This is a genomic window from Kitasatospora sp. NPDC059408, assembly GCF_042751525.1.
Lineage (GTDB): Bacteria > Actinomycetota > Actinomycetes > Streptomycetales > Streptomycetaceae > Kitasatospora.
The window spans coordinates 15,033-32,145 of the sequence record NZ_JBHYWI010000089.1 but is presented as its reverse complement, the minus strand read 5'-3'; the positions used below and the strand labels follow the sequence as shown (position 1 = coordinate 32,145).

13 protein-coding genes and 1 pseudogene are annotated in these 17,113 nt (G+C 72.7%); 6 read left to right on the top strand and 8 right to left on the bottom strand.

Annotation, left to right across the window (positions count from 1 at the left end; genetic code table 11):
- Positions 1-73: 73 nt before the first annotated feature.
- Together ACFXDE_RS37280 and ACFXDE_RS37275 are read right to left on the bottom strand one after the other, a co-directional pair.
- On the bottom strand, positions 74-1,450 hold the full coding sequence (locus ACFXDE_RS37280) for a hypothetical protein (protein ID WP_380498803.1): 1,377 nt from the start codon (positions 1,448-1,450) through the stop codon (positions 74-76).
- 5 nt (positions 1,451-1,455) lie between these two features.
- Positions 1,456-1,749 (bottom strand): MoaD/ThiS family protein, encoded by a 294-nt coding sequence (locus ACFXDE_RS37275; protein WP_363651861.1) that lies wholly within the window; start codon positions 1,747-1,749, stop codon positions 1,456-1,458.
- Positions 1,750-2,432: 683 nt separating this feature from the next.
- Between ACFXDE_RS37275 and ACFXDE_RS37270 the strand changes: the two genes are divergently transcribed.
- The 5 genes from ACFXDE_RS37270 to ACFXDE_RS37250 all read left to right on the top strand — a co-directional run bounded on the left by ACFXDE_RS37270 (position 2,433) and on the right by ACFXDE_RS37250 (position 8,047).
- On the top strand, positions 2,433-3,164 hold the full coding sequence (locus ACFXDE_RS37270) for a winged-helix domain-containing protein (RefSeq protein WP_380445968.1): 732 nt from the start codon (positions 2,433-2,435) through the stop codon (positions 3,162-3,164).
- Between the two features lie 124 nt (positions 3,165-3,288).
- A complete protein-coding gene (locus ACFXDE_RS37265; RefSeq protein ID WP_380445969.1) occupies positions 3,289-4,359 on the top strand; it encodes a LacI family DNA-binding transcriptional regulator in 1,071 nt (356 codons plus the stop codon).
- Positions 4,360-4,484: 125 nt separating this feature from the next.
- Positions 4,485-5,720 carry a S1C family serine protease gene (locus ACFXDE_RS37260; RefSeq protein WP_380498802.1) on the top strand — a complete coding sequence of 412 codons (1,236 nt, stop codon included), beginning with the start codon at positions 4,485-4,487 and terminating at the stop codon, positions 5,718-5,720.
- A gap of 54 nt (positions 5,721-5,774) precedes the next feature.
- Positions 5,775-6,545, top strand: coding sequence for a response regulator transcription factor (locus ACFXDE_RS37255; protein ID WP_380445971.1), 771 nt, complete (start codon positions 5,775-5,777; stop codon positions 6,543-6,545).
- A 74-nt stretch (positions 6,546-6,619) separates the two neighbouring features.
- Positions 6,620-8,047 carry a sensor histidine kinase gene (locus ACFXDE_RS37250; RefSeq protein WP_380498801.1) on the top strand — a complete coding sequence of 476 codons (1,428 nt, stop codon included), beginning with the start codon at positions 6,620-6,622 and terminating at the stop codon, positions 8,045-8,047.
- 69 nt (positions 8,048-8,116) lie between these two features.
- Here the strand turns inward: ACFXDE_RS37250 and ACFXDE_RS37245 are convergent, their stop codons facing one another.
- The 6 genes from ACFXDE_RS37245 to ACFXDE_RS37220 form a co-directional block, all read right to left on the bottom strand.
- Positions 8,117-9,916, bottom strand: coding sequence for a bifunctional metallophosphatase/5'-nucleotidase (locus ACFXDE_RS37245; protein WP_380498800.1), 1,800 nt, complete (start codon positions 9,914-9,916; stop codon positions 8,117-8,119).
- 191 nt (positions 9,917-10,107) lie between these two features.
- The gene (locus ACFXDE_RS37240) at positions 10,108-11,457 is read right to left on the bottom strand and encodes an ATP-binding protein (protein WP_380445974.1); all 1,350 of its coding nucleotides are present in this window, start codon (positions 11,455-11,457) and stop codon (positions 10,108-10,110) included.
- 71 nt (positions 11,458-11,528) lie between these two features.
- A complete protein-coding gene (locus ACFXDE_RS37235; protein WP_380498799.1) occupies positions 11,529-13,103 on the bottom strand; it encodes an SCO6880 family protein in 1,575 nt (524 codons plus the stop codon).
- 7 nt (positions 13,104-13,110) lie between these two features.
- A complete protein-coding gene (locus ACFXDE_RS37230) occupies positions 13,111-14,406 on the bottom strand; it encodes a hypothetical protein (RefSeq protein WP_380498798.1) in 1,296 nt (431 codons plus the stop codon).
- Positions 14,396-15,211, bottom strand: a complete 816-nt coding sequence (locus ACFXDE_RS37225; RefSeq protein ID WP_380498797.1) for a hypothetical protein — start codon at positions 15,209-15,211, stop codon at positions 14,396-14,398. Before ACFXDE_RS37225 ends, ACFXDE_RS37230 begins: the two co-directional genes overlap by 11 nt.
- Before the next feature lie 159 nt (positions 15,212-15,370).
- Entirely contained in the window at positions 15,371-15,724 is a 354-nt protein-coding gene (locus ACFXDE_RS37220) for a hypothetical protein (RefSeq protein WP_380445978.1), read from the bottom strand.
- Between the two features lie 248 nt (positions 15,725-15,972).
- Between ACFXDE_RS37220 and ACFXDE_RS37215 the strand changes: the two are divergent.
- Positions 15,973-16,962 (top strand): annotated as a pseudogene (locus ACFXDE_RS37215) (NlpC/P60 family protein); the annotation flags it as partial.
- Positions 16,963-17,113 lie beyond the last annotated feature (151 nt).

Sequence of the window (17,113 nt, the reverse complement as noted above, 5' to 3'; positions counted from 1 at the left end):
GCCTCCCCACGACCGTACGACGGCCGCCCCCGCACCCGGGTTCGGGGGCCGGACGTCGTACGGGGGCGCCGGGTCAGGCCAGGAGCCCGGTCGCCAGCCAGATCAGCGGCGCGGCCACGGCCAGCGGCAGCGCCACGCCCGCCGTCATGTGCACGAACCGGGACGGCCAGTCGTACGACGCGACCCGGCGACCCACCAGCGCGCCCACGCCCGCCAGGGCGCCGAGCGCGAGCGGCGCGCCCACCAGCAGGCCCAGCACCACCGCGGCCACCAGACCCAGCACCGGGCCCAGCACCTTCGGCCCGGGCAGCGGCGCCGCGGCCAGCAGGGTCGCCAGCGCGACCGCGCCGACCCCGGCCGGCACCCAGTCGGCCACCAGCAGCGCCGTGCAGAGCGCCGTCACCACGGTGGCCGAGCCGAGCACGGTCAGCGCGTAGAACCGCTCCTTCGGGTCCGAAGGGCGGAACGTCTGCAGCACCAGGACCAGCAGGAAGAACCCGCCGAGGGTGCCGACGACGGCCGCGATGCCGCCGTCCTCGCTCGCCAGCAGCACGGCCGCGTCGGCCGTGAACCCGGCCAGCGCGGCCAGGGCGATGCCCTGCCGGGCCGGCCACATCCCGTTCAGGCGGAACCAGCCGGCCGCCGTCAGCACCTGGAGCAGCGCGACCACGAGGGCCAGCGCCACCTGCCCCAGCGCGGCGCCGCCGGCCAGCAGGGCGGCGACGCCCGCGGTGATCAGCGCGGGCTGGATGCCCGGCTCGATGATCGGCGAACCGGTGCGGTGGGCGCTCGGCGCGGCGGGCCCGGTCGGCACGCCGGCGGGCGCCGTCGGCATCGCGGGCATCCCCGGCATCCCGGGCTGCGGCGGGACGGCCGGGTACGGCGTCATGCCGGGCGCCCCAGGTGCTGTGGGTGCCATGGGCGCGGCGGAGCCCGTGGGCCGCTTGAGCGTCATGGTCGGCTGGTCGAGGCCGGGCGCCTGGGCCGGTGCCTGTGCCTGGGGCGTGGGAACCGGAGCGGGCGCGGCGTGCCGGGGCCGGGCCTGCGGATACGGCTGCGCCAGGGGCTGGGGCTGCGGCGGCGCGACGGGCATGGCGCCGGAGACGACCACCGGCGGGAGCAGCGTCGTGGCCGCGGCGTCGTGCATCGGCGGCACCGGGGGCAGCAGCGTCGTCGCCGCGTCGTCCATCGCGGGGACGGGCGGGAGCAGCGTCGTGGCCGCGGCGTCGTCCATCGGCGGGACGGGCGGCAGCAGGGCCGTCGCCGCGTCGTCCATCGGCGGCTGCACCGGCTGCCCGTACCCCGGGTGGCCGTACTGCTGCTGGTACCCGTGCTGCGGGTGCGGCTGCTGAGAATGCGGCTGCTGGGGATGCGGCTGCTGCGGGTGGCCCTGGTGCGGCTGCTGCCAGCCGCCGTAGCCGCCGTTGTTCGCGTCGTTCGTGTCCGTCACGCCGCTCAGCCTCCCGCGAACGGCGGCAGTACCTCGACCGTTCCGCCTTCGGTGAGTTCGACGGTCGCGTGGTCCCGGCCGCCCACCTGGGCGCCGTCCACCAGGTAGGAGCAGTGCCCGAGGAGCAGCACGAGCTTCGGCCGGTCGGCGTGCCGCTCCTTGGCGGCCGCCAGCGCCTCGGCCAGGGTCGCCGCCTCGTACGGCTCCTCGGCCAGTCCGGCCTCGGACTTCGCGGCCGCCCAGTAGCGGATCGTCCCGCGCACCCGGGCGCCGCTCGCGGGCTCGGTGGTCGCGCCCATGGCAACCCCTTCTCGTCGTCCTCGCCCGGTCCGGTGGCCCGGTCCGGCTCGCCACCGGGGCGGCCGTCCGACCACCCGAAAGGTGGACGTGCGCGGTGCCGCCGATGTGCGTCCCATGATGGCGTGTCCGCCGCCGCGACCGGCAATCGCCCTGGCCGGACGGACCGCGAGCGCCGCTCGAAGCCGTGACCAGGCTCACCCGGCGCGCGCCCGGATTGGGCGAACCGCCGGATTCGAGCCCTCCCGGTGCGGGGGCCGGTCGGCTATTCTCGACCTCCAAGAGGGATCCGGGCAGAGTCGCCCCCGGGTCCTTTTGTGCTTTCAGGACGCCAGTACGGACGTTCTTGCGAATCGTCGGCCCACCCCCGGCGGTGCGCGGGAACCACCCCGCCTCTCGCGGCACGACGACGTGCCCCGTCCGGCCGGGGTGACGCCACCCCGGTGCCGGGCCGCCGCCCGGAGCGGGACCACGACCGGAGGGTTCGCGGGATGAGCAGGGCAGAAACGGTGCGCCAGGGGTTGCGGGACCCCCGGCCCGTGCGCCGTCGCGCCGTGCACGCCGGCCTGTCCTCCGGTGTGCTCCGGGCGTCCGAACCCCTCCCCCAACCCTCAGCACGTGCGCCATCCGGCTGTGGCGGCAGCCGTGAAGCGACCGCGACGACCCGGAAAGGGGACCACCGGGTATGAGTTCTCTCCTCCTCCTCACCAACGCACTGCAGCCCTCCGCGGAGGTGCTGCCGGCGCTCGGCCTGCTGCTGCACAACGTCCGGGTGGCGCCCGCCGAGGGCTCCGCCCTGGTGGACACCCCCAGCGCCGACGTCATCCTGGTCGACGGCCGCCGGGACCTGCCGCAGATCCGCAGCCTGTGCCAGCTGCTGCGCTCCACCGGCATCGGCTCCCCGCTGATCCTCGTGGTCACCGAGGGCGGCCTGGCGGCCGTGACCGCCGAGTGGGGCATCGACGACGTCCTGTTGGACACCGCGGGCCCGGCCGAGGTCGAGGCCCGGCTGCGGCTCGCGCTCGGCCGGCTCCAGGTCGTCGCCGACGACAGCCCGATGGAGATCCGCAACGGCGACCTCTCGGTGGACGAGGCCACCTACTCCGCGAAGCTCAAGGGCCGCGCGCTCGACCTGACCTTCAAGGAGTTCGAGCTGCTCAAGTACCTCGCCCAGCACCCCGGCCGGGTCTTCACCCGGGCGCAGCTGCTGCAGGAGGTCTGGGGCTACGACTACTTCGGCGGCACCCGGACGGTGGACGTGCACGTCCGGCGCCTGCGCGCCAAGCTCGGCGTCGAGCACGAGCAGCTGATCGGCACCGTGCGCAACGTCGGCTACCGCTTCGTCGTCCCGGAGAAGCCCGAGAAGGGGGAGCGCCCGGAGCTCGCCCCGCGCCCCGCAGCGCCCCTGGAGGCATGACGCGCGCCGGGCGGGGGTGATCCCGCCCGGCATGTCCGGTTCGCCCCCGCGCAGCCTCCCGTCCACCTGCCGGAAGCCCCAGGTCCCACTGCCGACGCCGGCGCCACACGCGTAGACTCGACCCGTGGCCAAAGTGACGCGCGACGATGTAGCCCGACTGGCTGGTACCTCGACCGCGGTCGTCAGCTACGTGATCAACAACGGGCCGCGCCCGGTCGCGCCCGCCACCAAGGAGAAGGTCCTCGCGGCGATCGAGCAGCTCGGCTACCGGCCGAACAGCGTCGCCCAGGCGATGGCCTCCCGCCGCACCAACCTGATCGGCATGGTCGTCCCGGACGCCCGTCAGCCGTTCTTCGCCGAGATGGCGCACGCCGTGGAACGGGCCGCCTCCGAGCGCGGCAAGCTCGTGCTGATCGGCAACTCCGACTACGTGGACGACCGCGAGGTGCACTACGTCCGCGCCTTCCTCGGCATGCGCGTCTCCGGGCTGATCCTGGTCAGCCAGGGCCCGTCGCAGCGCGCCGCCGAGGAGTTCGCCGCGATGGAGGGCGCGAAGGTGGTGCTGCTGCACCGCCGCCCCGAGGCGATCGACGACGTCGCGGTGGTCACCGACGACGTGGGCGGCGCCGAGGCCGTCGTGCGCCACCTGCTGGAGGTGCACGGGCACCCGTACGTGGCCTGCTTCGGCGGCCCGGTCGACTCCCCCGCGCCCGGCGACCCGGTCATCGACCACGTCGAGGGCTGGCAGCGGGCCATGGACGCGCACGGCCTGCCCACCGAACCGCACCTGATCGACGCGCCGTTCCACCGCTACGGCGCGTACGAGGTCGCGCTCGGCGTGCTGCGCTCGGCCGACCGGCCGCCGGCGATCTTCTGCTCCACCGACGACCAGGCGATCGGCGTGCTCCGGGCCGCCCGCGAGGTCGGCCTGAAGGTCCCGGAGGACCTCGCGGTGGCCGGCTTCGACGACGTCCCCGAGGCCGCCCTCGCCGACCCGCCGCTGACGACCGTCGCCTCCGACCGGGACGCGATGGCGCGCGCCGCCGTCGACCTGGTCCTGGACGACTCGCTGATGGTGCCCGGTTCGGACACCGAGCGGGTCCGCAAGTTCCCGTCCCGCCTGGTGGTCCGGCGTTCCTGCGGCTGCGACGGAGCGGCACCGGGCGCCCCGGCCACCCCCACGGAAGCGGAGTAGTCGATTCCGCCCCCGGCTCCCATCCGCGCCGCCTGACCAGGCTTTATGAGAAGTCAACGGGCTTCTCGGACCCTTCTGAGACCGCTTTCATCCGATCCTCATCCGCCGGGCGGACGTTGTTCGGCATGAGCGATCAGCAGCGCAGCGAGCAGCAGTACGGGTGGACCGGACAGTACGGCGAGCAGCACGGCACGCAGCACGGCGAGCAGCCGTCCGCGCAACCGCACGCGCCGCACGAGCACCGCGTCATCGAGGGCACCGTCCTCGGCAGCAGCACGGACGGCACCGTCGGCACCGGCGCCGACGCCCCCGCGTACGGCTACCGCGAGGACCACTCCGGCGGCGGCTTCGACACCCCGCTCCCGCCGCCGCCCCTGCCCCCCACCCCGCCGTCCGCCGGCTGGCCCGGCAGCCCCGAGGGACCGGAAGGGCCCCGGAGCCACGGCGCCCGGGCCCGGCGCGGGATGCTGCGCGGACGGCTGGTCCTGGTCACCGCCGTCGCCGCGATCGCCGCCGTCCTCGGCGGAGTCACCGGCGGGGTCATCGCCTCCCAGGAGCGCACCTCCGACACCCGCGGCACCACCATCGCCAGCCCGGTCTCCGCCCGCTCCGACGGCAGCGCCGACGTCGCCGCCATCGCGGCCGCCGTCTCGCCGAGCGTCGTCCAGATCACCGTCAAGGCGCCGGGCGGCACCGCCACCGGCACCGGCGTGGTCCTCGACAGGAACGGGCAGATCCTCACCAACTTCCACGTGATCTCCGGCGCGGTCGACAGCGGCGGCCAGATCACCGTGACCTTCAAGGACGGCTCGACCGCGCAGGCCACCGTCACCGGCACCGACAAGTCCCTGGACGTCGCGGTGATCACCGCGAGCGGCGCCAAGAACCTCACCCCGGCCACCCTCGGCGACTCCTCCGCCGTCGCCGTCGGCGACCCGGTCGTCGCCATCGGCAACCCGGACGGCCTCACCGGCACCGTCACCTCGGGCATCATCAGCGCCGAGAACCGCGAGGTCACCGTCCAGGTCGACGAGGGCTCCACCGGTGGCAACGGCGGCTACGGCTTCCCGTTCATGCCCGGCCTGCGCGGCTCGCAGCAGCAGCCGAGCGGCAGCGGCACCACCACCTACAAGGCCTTCCAGACCGACGCCGCCCTCAACCCCGGCAACTCCGGCGGCCCGCTGATCAACGCGAACGGCCAGGTCATCGGCATCAACTCGGCCATGTACTCGCCCAGCGGCACCGGCTCCACCGCGGGCGGCGGCAGCAGCTCGGCCGGCAGCGTCGGCCTCGGCTTCGCCATCCCGATCAACGACATCAAGCAGGTCCTGCCGAAACTGCAGGCGGGCCAGAACGTGTAAGACGGACAATTACTCCGAGCAGGTCCCCCACACGACGAGAAAGGGCAACGGCCCATGACCCCGTCCGCCGACGACCGCACCTCCGCCGAGTCCGGCCACACCTCGGCCAGGCTCCTCGTGGTCGACGACGAACCCGCGCTCCGGGACGCCCTGGAGAGCAGCCTCGCCTTCGAGGGATACGAGGTCGCCACCGCCACCGACGGCTACGAGGCACTCGAATCCGTCGAACGCGACCGGCCCGACCTCGTCCTGCTGGACATCATGATGCCCCGGATGGACGGCCTCACCGCCGTCCGCCGGATGCGCTCGCGCGGCGACACCGTCCCGGTGCTGATGCTCACCGCCAGGGACGCCGTCGGCGACCGCGTCACCGGGCTGGACGTCGGCGCCGACGACTACCTCGCCAAGCCCTTCGAGCTCGACGAGCTCCTCGCCAGGGTCCGCGCCCTGCTGCGCCGCAACGCCCTCGCCACCGAGGCCGCGGCCCGGGCGGCGGCCGAGGACGAGAGCGAGGTGCTGGCCTTCGGCGACCTGCGGATGAACACCGCCACCCGCGAGGTCACCCGGGCCGGCCGGTCCGTCGAGCTGACCCGCACCGAGTTCATGCTCCTGGAGATGTTCCTGTCCCACCCCCGGCAGGTCCTCACCCGCGAGCAGATCCTCAAGGCGGTCTGGGGCTTCGACTTCGAGCCCTCCTCCAACTCCCTGGACGTCTACGTCATGTACCTGCGCCGCAAGACCGAGCAGGGCGGCATGCCGAGGATCATCCAGACCGTACGCGGCGTCGGCTACGCCCTGCGCCCCGCGGCCGGCGCCGGCGCGTGAACGTGCGAGCCAGGGGCGCGCGCGTCCCTCCCCCGCCCCTCGCGCCCCCGCGCCCGTCCCGGGTCCAGCGCCTCGTGCACTGGTTCCGCTCCCGCTCGCTGCGCAGCCGCCTCACCTTCCTGAGCGCGGCCGCGGTGGCGGTGGCCATCGCGCTGTCGGCGCTGGCGTGCTGGTTCATCGTCGAGAAGCAGCTCTACGGCCAGGTGCGGACGGACCTCGCGAGCGCGCCGCTCCCGCTGCCGCCCCGGGGCCAGAGCCTGCCCTGCTACGAGACCCCGCAGGCGGCCCTGCAGGCGCAGCCGCGGAGCGTCGCCCCGGAGAACGGCACCTCCGTCGCCCGGGACACCCAGTACGTCGTCAAGGACCCGACGGCGGTCTGCCTGCCCCCGGCCGCGACCAAGGCGATCGTGCTCAGGCCGAGCGACTCCGCGGTGTTCCAGCTGCGGCCCGGCCAGTCGGTCATCCGGGACGGCCACTTCACCGACGGCACCCCCGCCCTCGTCCGCGTCTCGCTGACCCACTTCGGACCGCAGCCCGCCCTGCTGATGGTCGCCAGCCCGACCCAGTCCGTCGAGGAGTCCCTCCAGGGCCTCGCCCTCCTGCTCGGCGCCGTCTCCGTCGGCGGCATCCTCCTCGCCGCCGTCGCCGGCCGGATCGTCGCCCGCTCCTCGCTCAAGCCGGTCCACCAGCTCACCGACGCCGTCGAGCACATCGCCCGCACCGAGGAGGTCGGCACCACCATCCCGGTCCACGGCGACGACGAGATCGCCCGCCTCTCCACCTCGTTCAACTCCATGAGCACCGCCCTCGCCAACTCCCGCGAGCGGCAGACCCGGCTGATAGCGGACGCCGGGCACGAGCTCCGCACACCCCTCACGTCGCTGCGCACCAACGTGGACCTGCTGATCCGCAGCGACGACACGGGCCGCCCGCTCCCGCCCGCCACGAAGACCAAACTGCTGGGCAACATGAAGGCCCAGATGCAGGAGCTGACCGTCCTCATCCAGGACCTGCTCCAGCTCTCCCGCCCCGACTCGCCGAAGCCGGGACCGAACCTCACCGTGGTCGCCCTGCACGAGATCGCCCAACGGGCCGTCGAGCGGGCCAAGTTGCGCGGCCCCGGGCTGGTCTTCGACACCGCGGCCGAGCCCTGGTTCGTCCACGGCGACGCCTTCGCCCTCGAACGGGCCGTGATCAACCTGCTGGACAACGCGGTCAAGTACAGCCCGCCCGGCGGCACGATCGAAGTCCGGCTCCGGCAGGGCGTGCTGACCGTCCGTGACCACGGCCCCGGCATCCCGGCCGACGAGCTGCAGTACGTCTTCGACCGCTTCTGGCGCTCCCCCTCCTCGCGCCAGCTCCCGGGCTCCGGCCTCGGGCTGTCGATCGTCGCGCAGAGCGTCCGGGACGCCGGCGGCGAGGTCTCGCTCGGCCCGGCCGGGGACGGCGGGCCGGGCGCCCTGGCCACCGTCCGCCTGCCCGGCGGCCCCACCGCGGAGTAGCCCCCGGACACGAAGGAGGACGGGCGGGGCGCCCCGACAGCGCCCCGCCCGTCCCCGTCCGGCTCACGGTCAGTCGACGTCGACGCCCGGGCCGATGACCTTGATCCGGTCCTGCGCCGGAGCCTTCAGCGGCGCGGACGCCGAGCTGTGGGCACCCAGGTAGGCCACGAAGACGTCCAGGTCCGAGGCGCCGACGAGCTTGTCGGTGCCGGCGCCCAGCGCCGGGAAGCCGTCGCCGCCCGCCGCCAGGAACTCGTTCGCCGCGACCCGGTACGTGGCGGCCGGGTCGATCGGCGCGCCGTTGAGCCGGACGGAGTCGACGACGACCCGGTCGGCCCCGGTCCTGCGCATGTCCAGGGTGTAGCTCAGGCTCTTGGACACCTGCAGGATCTTCGGCGCGGCGGCGTTGCCCCCGCTGACCTGCTGCTGGAGCAGCTGCACCAGCTGGGCGCCGGTCAGCGTCTTGACCTGCATCATGTTGGTGAACGGCTGGACGGTGAACGCCTTGCCGTACGTCACGACGCCGTCGCCCTCGCTACCGGCCGCCTTGTAAACCAGGTCGGAGCGGATGCCGCCGGGGTTCATGAACGCCACCTGCGCCCCGCCCTTGTCGGCCGGCGCGAGGCCCTCCAGCTGCGCGTCCGCGATCAGGTCGCCGAGCGGCTTCTCCAGGTCGCCGCTGCCACGGCCGTTGATGTCCGAGGCGATGTAACCGACCGGACGGTTGGCGATCGGCGCGGCCAGCTTGGAGTAGCGGGCGATCAGCTCGCTCATGTCCTCGGCCTTGGGCAGCGTGCGCCGCACGACGTGGTTCTCGGCCTTCACCGACGGACGCACGATGGTGCCGGTGGTCTTGTCGAGCTTGAGGTCGATCTCGGTGAAGAGCCGGCCGAACGAGGCGGCGCTGGTCACCGAGCGCGGCACGCCGTTCGGGTCCGGGATCATGCACGCGTACGCGTTGTGGGTGTGGCCGGTGACGATGGCGCCGACCGCGGGGTCGATGTTCCGCGCGATGTCGACGATCGGGCCGGAGACGCCCTGCCCGGCCGCGCCGCAGTCGTAGTTGTAGACGCTGCCGGCCGGGTAGCCGCCCTCGTGGATCAGCGCGACGATCGAGTTGACGCCCTGCGCCTTGAGCTCGGCGGCGTACTTGTTGATCGTGGTGACCTCGTTGCCGAACTTCAGGCCCTTGACGCCCGCCGCCGTCACGATGTTCGGCGTGCCCTCCAGCGTGACGCCGATGAAGCCGACCTTCACGCCCTGCGACTTCGTCACCCAGTACGGCGGCAGCAGCGGCTCGCCGGTGTTCTCGTCGGTGACGTTGGCGGACAGGTAGTTGAAGTTGGCGCCGCGGAACGTGCGGCCCTTCTCGTAACAGCCGTCGACCGGGTGGCAGCCGCCGTTCTGCAGCCGCAGCAGCTCCTGCGCGCCGTGGTCGAACTCGTGGTTGCCGACCGACGTGACGTCCAGGCCGAGCTTGTCCATCGCCTCGATGGTCGGCTCGTCGTGGAACAGCGCCGAGGTGAGCGGGCTGGCCCCGACGATGTCGCCGGCCGCGACGGTGATCGAGTCGTCCGCCGCCTCGCGCGCCTGACGCAGCGCCGTCGCCAGGTACTCGACGCCGCCGGCCGGGGTGCTGACCTGCTGGCCGGTCGCCGGGTCGATCTCCCGGATCGTGCCGGCCGAGCCCGCCGGGGGCTCCAGGTTGCCGTGGAAGTCGTTGATCGCCAGCAGCTGGAGGTTGACGGTCTTGTGCCGCCGGGAGTTCGCGTCGGCGGCCTGGGCGGCCGCGGGCACGGCCACCGAACCGAGCAGTCCGGCCGCGGCGACCACGGCGAGCGCCGCGCGTCGCGATCTGAGGGTGAGCATGAGGAGGTCCCTGCGCCTAGGAGCGCCCGGCCGCGGAACCGGCGCAGGCGCGCATGGATGTGGGTGTGCGCGAACTGCAGCCTATGGTCAACGCGCGTAGCTGTCAGGTTTTCTGACGTAACGACCGGGTGACTCGTCGACGAACCGTCGTGAACGGATCGGTGCCGGCCCCCGCACCGGGGCCGCCCGGCTCACACCCCGGGCTCGGCCGCCAACTGCCGCTCGGCACGCTCGCGTTCGGCCACCGCGTCCTCCGTCATGGCGCGGTCGGTGTAGACCAGCGGCCGCTCGGAGTCGGTGATGATGTGCTTGACCACCTGGACGTTCCCGTTGACGTCCCAGACCGCGATGCCCGGCGACAGCGTCGGAATGATCTCCACCGCCCAGCGCGGCAACCCCAGCACCCGGCCGGTGGCCCGCGCCTCCTCGGCCTTCTGCATGTAGATCGTCCGGGTGGAGGCCATCTTCAGGATCGCCGAGGCCTCCTTGGCCGCCGCGCCGTCCACCACGTCCGACAGGTGGTGCACCACCGCGACGAAGGACAGGCCGAGCCGGCGGCCGAACTTCAGCAGGCGCTGGAACAGCTGCGCCACGAACGGGCTGTTGATGATGTGCCAGGCCTCCTCGACCAGGAAGATGCGCTTCTTCCGGTCCGGCCTGATCCAGGTGTGCTCCAGCCACACGCCGACGATCGCCATCAGGATCGGCATCGCGATCGAGTTACGGTCGATGTGCGAGAGGTCGAAGACGATCAGCGGCGCGTCCAGGTCGATGCCGTCGGTGGTCGAGCCGTCGAACATGCCGCGCAGGTCACCGTCGACCAGCCGGTCCAGCACCAGCGCCACGTCCAGGCCCCAGCGCTGCACCTCGTCCACCGCGACGCCCAGCGACTCCACCGACGACAGCTCGGGGTTGCGCAGCGTGTCGATGATGTCGTCCAGGACCGGCTGGCGGTCCTTCACCGAGGCCACCACGTGGGCGTGCGCGGCCTTCAGCGCGAAGCCCGCCCGCTCCTCCAGGCCGCGCCCCATCGCCACCTCGATGATGGTGCGCAGCAGCGACAGCTGACCGGTCTGGGTGATCGCCGGGTCCAGCGGGTTGAGCTTCACCCCGCCGTCCCGGGCCGCCATCGGGTCCAGGCGGATCGACTTTATGCCGAGCGCGTTGGCGATCAGGTTCCACTCGCCCACGCCGTCCTCGCCCTGCGCGTCCAGCACCACCACCTGCCGGTCGCGGAACCTCAACTGCCGCAGGACGTACGTCTTCTCCAGCGCCGACTTGCCGTTGCCCGACTCCCCCAGCACCAGCCAGTGCGGCGCCGGCAGCTGCTGCCCGTACAGCTGGAAGGGGTCGTAGACGTACCCCTTGCCGCTGTACACCTCGCGCCCGATGATCACGCCCGAGTCGCCCAGCCCCGGTGCCGCGGTGGGCAGGTAGACCGCCTGCGCCTGGCCGGTCGAGGTGCGCACGGGCAACCGGGTGGTCTCCACCTTGCCGAACATCAGGCTGGTGAACGCGTCGGTGAGGTTGCCGAGCGCCATGGACGGCCTCCTGGTGGGTGGAAGGGCTCAGTGGATGGACGGGCCGCGGTGGACGGACGGGCGCGGGCGGCTCAGCGGCGGATGCCGGTGGCGAACGGCAGCGTGTTGACGAACGCGCGGTGGTGCTCGCGGTCGCACCACTCCAGCTTGAGGTAGCTCTTGCCGGCCGACGCCCGGATGGTCCGCTTGTCGCGGGCCAGCGCCTCGGGGCTGCGCGAGGACACCGTGATGTACCCGACCAGGTTGACCCCGGCCGCGCCGGAGGCCAGGTCGTCACCGCGCTGGTCCACCCGGCCGGTGTGGGCCAGGTCGCGCGGGTCGACCGTGCGGTTCATCTTGGCCGCGCGGCTCGCCTCCGCCTCGTCGTTGGTCTTCTCCGTCAGCATCCGCTCGATCGCGACGTCGGTCGGCTCCAGGTCCATCGTCACGGCGACCGTCCGGATCACGTCCGGGGTGTGCACCAGCAGCGGCGCGAGGAAGTTGACGCCCACGGGGGTGAGCGGCCACTCCTTGACCCACGCGGTGGCGTGGCACCACGGCTCCCGGGTCGTCGACTCGCGGGTCTTCGCCTGCAGGTACTGCGGGTGGGTCGCGTCCAGCTCGGCCGGCCACGCGTTGCGCCGGGACATCGCCTGGATGTGGTCGATCGGGTGGTCCGGGTCGTACATCGAGTGCAGCAGCGAGGACAGCCGGGCCTGGCCCAGCGGCTGGCGCACCCGGATGTCCGCCTCCGCGAGCCGGGCGCAGATGTCGGTCAGCTCGCGCGCCATCACCGCCGCCAGGCCCTCGTCGTCCCGGGCCCGCCCGCCGGTCGCCGTCCGGCCCATCGCGTGCGCCTCGGCCGCGAGGTCGCGGGTGTAGTGCATGCAGGCCACCAGGTACGCGCGGTGCTGCTCCGAGGAGGTCGACACCATCGACTGCAGCTGGTCGTACGACTCCTGCAGCCAGCGCGGCGCGTCGCGGTCGCCGCGCCGCTCGACGTCCTTGGCGTGCGCGTCCGGATCGGCCGGCAGCGTCCGGGCCAGGATCTGCAGCCGCGTCACGAAGCCGTCCCCGTTGGCGACGTGCTTCAGCAGCGTGCCGAACCGGTCGACCAGCGCCTCCTGGTCCTCCGAGTCGCGCAGGCCCACGCCCGGGCCCTCGATCTCGATCGCGGCCGTCACCGTGCGCCGCTCCAGGTGCATCAGCACCCCGACCTCGTCCGGCCCGAACGGCGCCGTCAGCCAGCGCAGCCGCCCCACCCCCGGCGGCGGACCGACCTCCACCTCCCGGCCGTCCAGCCGGGTGCCGGCGTCCATCACGTCCGAACGCCACACCGAGCGGCCGCTGCGGACCGTCCGCCGGTAGGTGCGGTTGATCTCCGCCCACCGGTAGAACGTCCGCTTGCGGTACGGCACGTAGACCGCCGCGATGGCCAGCGCGGGCAGGCCGACCAGGCCGCCGATGCGCAGCGGCAGGACCGGCATCATCAGGCCCCAGAGCATCCCGAGGAACGCCCCGAAGATGATCAGCAGGATCTCGCCGGTCTCCCGGTTGCGGCCGATCGGCGCGTTCGGGCGGGCCTTGCCGATCAGGTAGGTGCGGCGCTGGTGCACGTACGGCTGGGCGTACTGGGCACCGTAATGGCCGAGCGGTTCACTGCTCACTTACCCGTCACCCTCCCTTCGCTGGATTGCTGTCGCGGATCGGAACCGAGGCCTGCTGGGGCGGCCCGGCCTGCGGCGGCGGAGCCGGCGTGCGGCCCGCGTGCGCGGCGATGCCCGGGGCCACCGAACCCCCGCCCGCACCCCCGCCGCCGCCCGCGCCCTGCGGGCCGCGGTCGCCGTGGGTGGTGATGCCCTGCTTCATGAGGTTCGCGGTGCCGTTGATCATCGCCGAACCGGCCGACACCGCGCTGGCGCGGGCGTGCCGCATGCTCATGATCTCGTCGCCGAAGCCCGGCACGAAGCGGTACACCGCCGCGCTCGCGAAGATCGACAGGAACAGGATCGCCAGCCCGGACAGCACCCGGGCGAAGTCGTCGTTCGCCCCCGCACCGGTCGCGACGGCACCCGCCAGGCCCAGGATGATCACGATGATCGGCTTCGCCAGGTCCACCGCCACCATCACCCCCGCCCACCGGCGCACGTGCTTCCACAGCTGCTTGTCCACCAGCCCCGCGTACACCGCCGTCCCCAGCAGCGCGCCCACGTACAGCATCGCCGCCCGGATCAGCAGCTCGATCCAGAGCACCGCTGCCGCGAGCACCGCCACCAGCGACACGATGATCAGGATCAGCGGCCCGCCACCCATGTCCCCCTTCTCCAGGGTGTCGGCGAACCCGCCCAGGTACGTCCCGGTGTCGGACTTCGTCCCGACCGCGATCGCCTTGGTCAGCCCGTCCGTGGCGCTCACCACGGTGTAGAGGATCAACGGCGTGAACGCGGACGCCACGACCGTCAGCCACAGGAACCCGATCGCCTCCGAGACCGCCGTCGTCAACGGCGCCCCGCGCACCGCCCGCTTCGTCACCGCGAGCAGCCACAGCACCAGCGTGATGATCGTCGAGGCCGCGAACACCACCGCGTACTGCTGCAGGAACGACGCATTGGTGAAGTCCACCTGCGTCGTCCCGTCGATGGCCCCCGACAACTTCCGCACGACCCACGCCGCCGCCTGCGCACACCCCTTGGCCAACGACCCGAGCGGGTCGGTCACGTTCCCGACCGTCCCGCTTCCGGGAAGGGAACCGCCGGCCCCAGGCTTGTCCACGCAGAGGATGCCGTTGCCGGAAATGGGCAGATCGGGACAGTTGGCGTTCGGGCTCGCCGTCGGTGTCGGCGTCGGCGAAGGATCCGCGAAGACCCGTTGGGCCATCAGCAGCCCGGCGAGCTGCAGGCTCGCCATGGCGCTCGCCAGCGCTCCCGCGCGGCGCACGGTGGAGCGTCGTGTGGTCTGGTCAACGGGCATAGCGGAACCCCCCGAACTGCTGGACGGCGCCGGTGATCTCGTCGGCGGTGGCGGCCTGCTGGTCGCCGGGCATCGGCGCGGGGCCCGGTCGGCTGGCGTAGTCACTGAGCTTCCAGTCGCCGGCCGTCCAGCGGAGCGAGAGCGTCATGGTGAACCAGTTGGCGGTCACGGGCTGGACGGAGTGTTCACCGGCGAGGCCGGCGAGGCCGGAGCACCAGACCTCGATCTTCGCCTCGGCGTCGTTGTAGCCGGTCTGCTTGGTGCCGACGGGGACGGTGCGACTCACGAAGGTGAGGCCCTTCGGGGCGTGGCCCTGGGCGTCGAGGCCGTAGCGGGCGGCCGTGTCGCCGCCGAAGCCCTGGTCCAGGCGGGTCTGGAGGGTGGGCAGGGCGGCCGGGTCGGCGATGGTGGTGACGATGGTGTGGCGGGTGTCGGCGCGGAACATGTCCGCGCCGCCGAGGGCGACCGCGTAGTTGGTGGCGGCGGACTGGGCGCCCTGGTCGGTGTGCGGGTAGCCGCTGGGGATGCCGTTGCTGGTGGTGCCGACGGGCTGGTCGCCGCTGGGGGCGGGGCCGGCGCCGACGGGTGCGGTGGGGGTGGCGTGGTCGGAGGAGCGGGCGGTGCCGCCCGGGTCGGGCTTGCCGTGGTTGGCGATGGAGATCGCGACGACGAGCAGCGTGACGACGACGAGGACGGCCAGCAGGGTGCGGAGCGGTCGCGGCTGACGTCCGTTCAGCTGCGAGGAGGGCTGTTCGCCGACCGGTAGCCGCGTACGGGTGTGCGGCTGGTCGTCGGACAACGGCACGGCGGCCCTCCTGGTGCGGGGAGCCGGGCGGCTCCGGGGGCCCTCCGGCCGTGGGCGGGCGCGGACGGAGGGTGGGGACGGGGTGACTCGGGGCGGGCTCCGGGCGGTCCGGACGGGGACCGGGCTCGGACCGGCAGCAGGGCTACCGCTGTCCGATCGTCAGATCGCCATTCCGTAGACAATGGTGAACAGAGTGCCGAGTGATCCAATGATGAACACGCCGGTCAGCCCGGCGATGATCAGTCCCTTGCCCTGTTCCGCGCCGAAGCTGTCCCGCATGGCGGTCGCACCGATCCGCTGCTTGGCGGCGCCCCAGACGGCGAGGCCGAGGCAGACGAGGATGGCGACGGCCATGATGACCTCGACCATCACCCGGGCCTCCGACCCGAGGCTCGCGAACGGACCCCAGTCCGGGGCGATCCCGCCGATGATGGTGTCGATATTCGGCTTCTTTGGTGGGTCCTCGGCCGCCAGGTGGCCGATCGCGATGCTCTGCACGCTGCTCAGGTTCATTTCCATCTCACCGCCCGATCAGGCAAATTCAAGGGCCCTGACCCCGCCCGCGCGAAGGGTCGGTGCCTATTCTTGGCCAGATCTGATGTCGACTTGGCTACTTCTCGCGGATTGGTCGTGAGGCATCGGACACGTACGCGAGGATGTCCACCGTACGAAGGATAGCGCTCACTCTTTGTATCTCTGATGATTGCGGTGAGCAACGCCTTCCGGAACACTTCGACTGACGATTCGTCGGGATGGTGCTGATGGTACTCCGGAAGGCCGGTACGGCCGCCGCTGCGGCGGGAGTTGTCGGGATCGGGTTCGTCGGGCTGGTGACGATCGGGACGTACGCCGCGAGCGGGACGCCCCAGCAGACGGCCAATCGCGGGACGCTGTCGGCGGGTTCGGTGCCGGCGGCCTACCAGGGGGCGATCCAGAAGTGGGGCGCGCTCTGTCCGGAGATCTCCCCGCCGATGCTCGCGGCGCAGCTGTACCAGGAAAGCGGCTTCGATCCGCAGGCCCGTTCCGGTGTGGGGGCGTTGGGAATGGCCCAGTTCCTGCCGGGCACCTGGGACATCTACGGCGTCGACGCGAATGGCGACGGCAAGAAGGACATCTGGGACCCGGCCGACGCGATCGCCTCCGCGGCGAACTACGACTGCGCGCTGGCCAGGGACGTGGCCAAGGTCCCGGGGGACCGTCAGGACAACCTGCTGGCCGCGTACAACGCCGGCCCGTACGCGGTGGAGAAGTACAACGGCGTGCCCCCGTACAAGGAGACGCAGGGGTACGTGAAGAACATCAAGGCGCTGGCGCGCAGCTTCACGGCGCCGACCGCGCCGGTGGAGGTGTCGCAGCAGTCGGCGGGGGCGATCTACTTCGCGCAGACGAAGCTGGGCACGCCGTACCTGTGGGGAGGCGAGGGGCTGCCCTCGCAGAACGGGCGGTTCGACTGTTCGGGCCTCACCCAGGCGGCGTTCGAGACGGTGGGAATCACGCTGCCCCGGGTGGCCAACGACCAGTGGTACGCCGGGCCGCACCCCTCCCGGGACCAGCTACGGCCGGGCGACCTGGTGTTCTTCGCGACGGACCTGAACGATCCGCGCAGCATCCACCACGTCGGGATCTACGTCGGCGGCGGCTACATGATCAACGCGCCGCACACCAACGCGGTGATCCGCTACGACAAGATCGACACCAAGGAGTACATCGGCGCGACCCGGGTCACCACCGACGGCGCCCAGGCGCTGCCGGTGCGCAACCTGGACGGGAGCATCACGGGCAAGGGCGGCATCGGCGGCGGCGCCACCCCGGACGCGCCCGCCACTCCCACCGCGACCACCGCGGCAGCCGTCCCGCAGGCCGCCCCGCAGGCCGCTGCGCCCGCCGCGCCGAACGGGGCTC

Coding starts and splice junctions, on each gene's coding strand:
- ACFXDE_RS37275 (WP_363651861.1), bottom strand. CDS start 1,749: ATGGGCGCGACCACCGAGCCCGCGAGCGGCGCCCGGGTGCGCGGGACG.
- ACFXDE_RS37270 (WP_380445968.1), top strand. CDS start 2,433: ATGAGTTCTCTCCTCCTCCTCACCAACGCACTGCAGCCCTCCGCGGAG.
- ACFXDE_RS37260 (WP_380498802.1), top strand. CDS start 4,485: ATGAGCGATCAGCAGCGCAGCGAGCAGCAGTACGGGTGGACCGGACAG.
- ACFXDE_RS37255 (WP_380445971.1), top strand. CDS start 5,775: ATGACCCCGTCCGCCGACGACCGCACCTCCGCCGAGTCCGGCCACACC.
- ACFXDE_RS37245 (WP_380498800.1), bottom strand. CDS start 9,916: ATGCTCACCCTCAGATCGCGACGCGCGGCGCTCGCCGTGGTCGCCGCG.
- ACFXDE_RS37240 (WP_380445974.1), bottom strand. CDS start 11,457: ATGGCGCTCGGCAACCTCACCGACGCGTTCACCAGCCTGATGTTCGGC.
- ACFXDE_RS37230 (WP_380498798.1), bottom strand. CDS start 14,406: ATGCCCGTTGACCAGACCACACGACGCTCCACCGTGCGCCGCGCGGGA.
- ACFXDE_RS37220 (WP_380445978.1), bottom strand. CDS start 15,724: ATGAACCTGAGCAGCGTGCAGAGCATCGCGATCGGCCACCTGGCGGCC.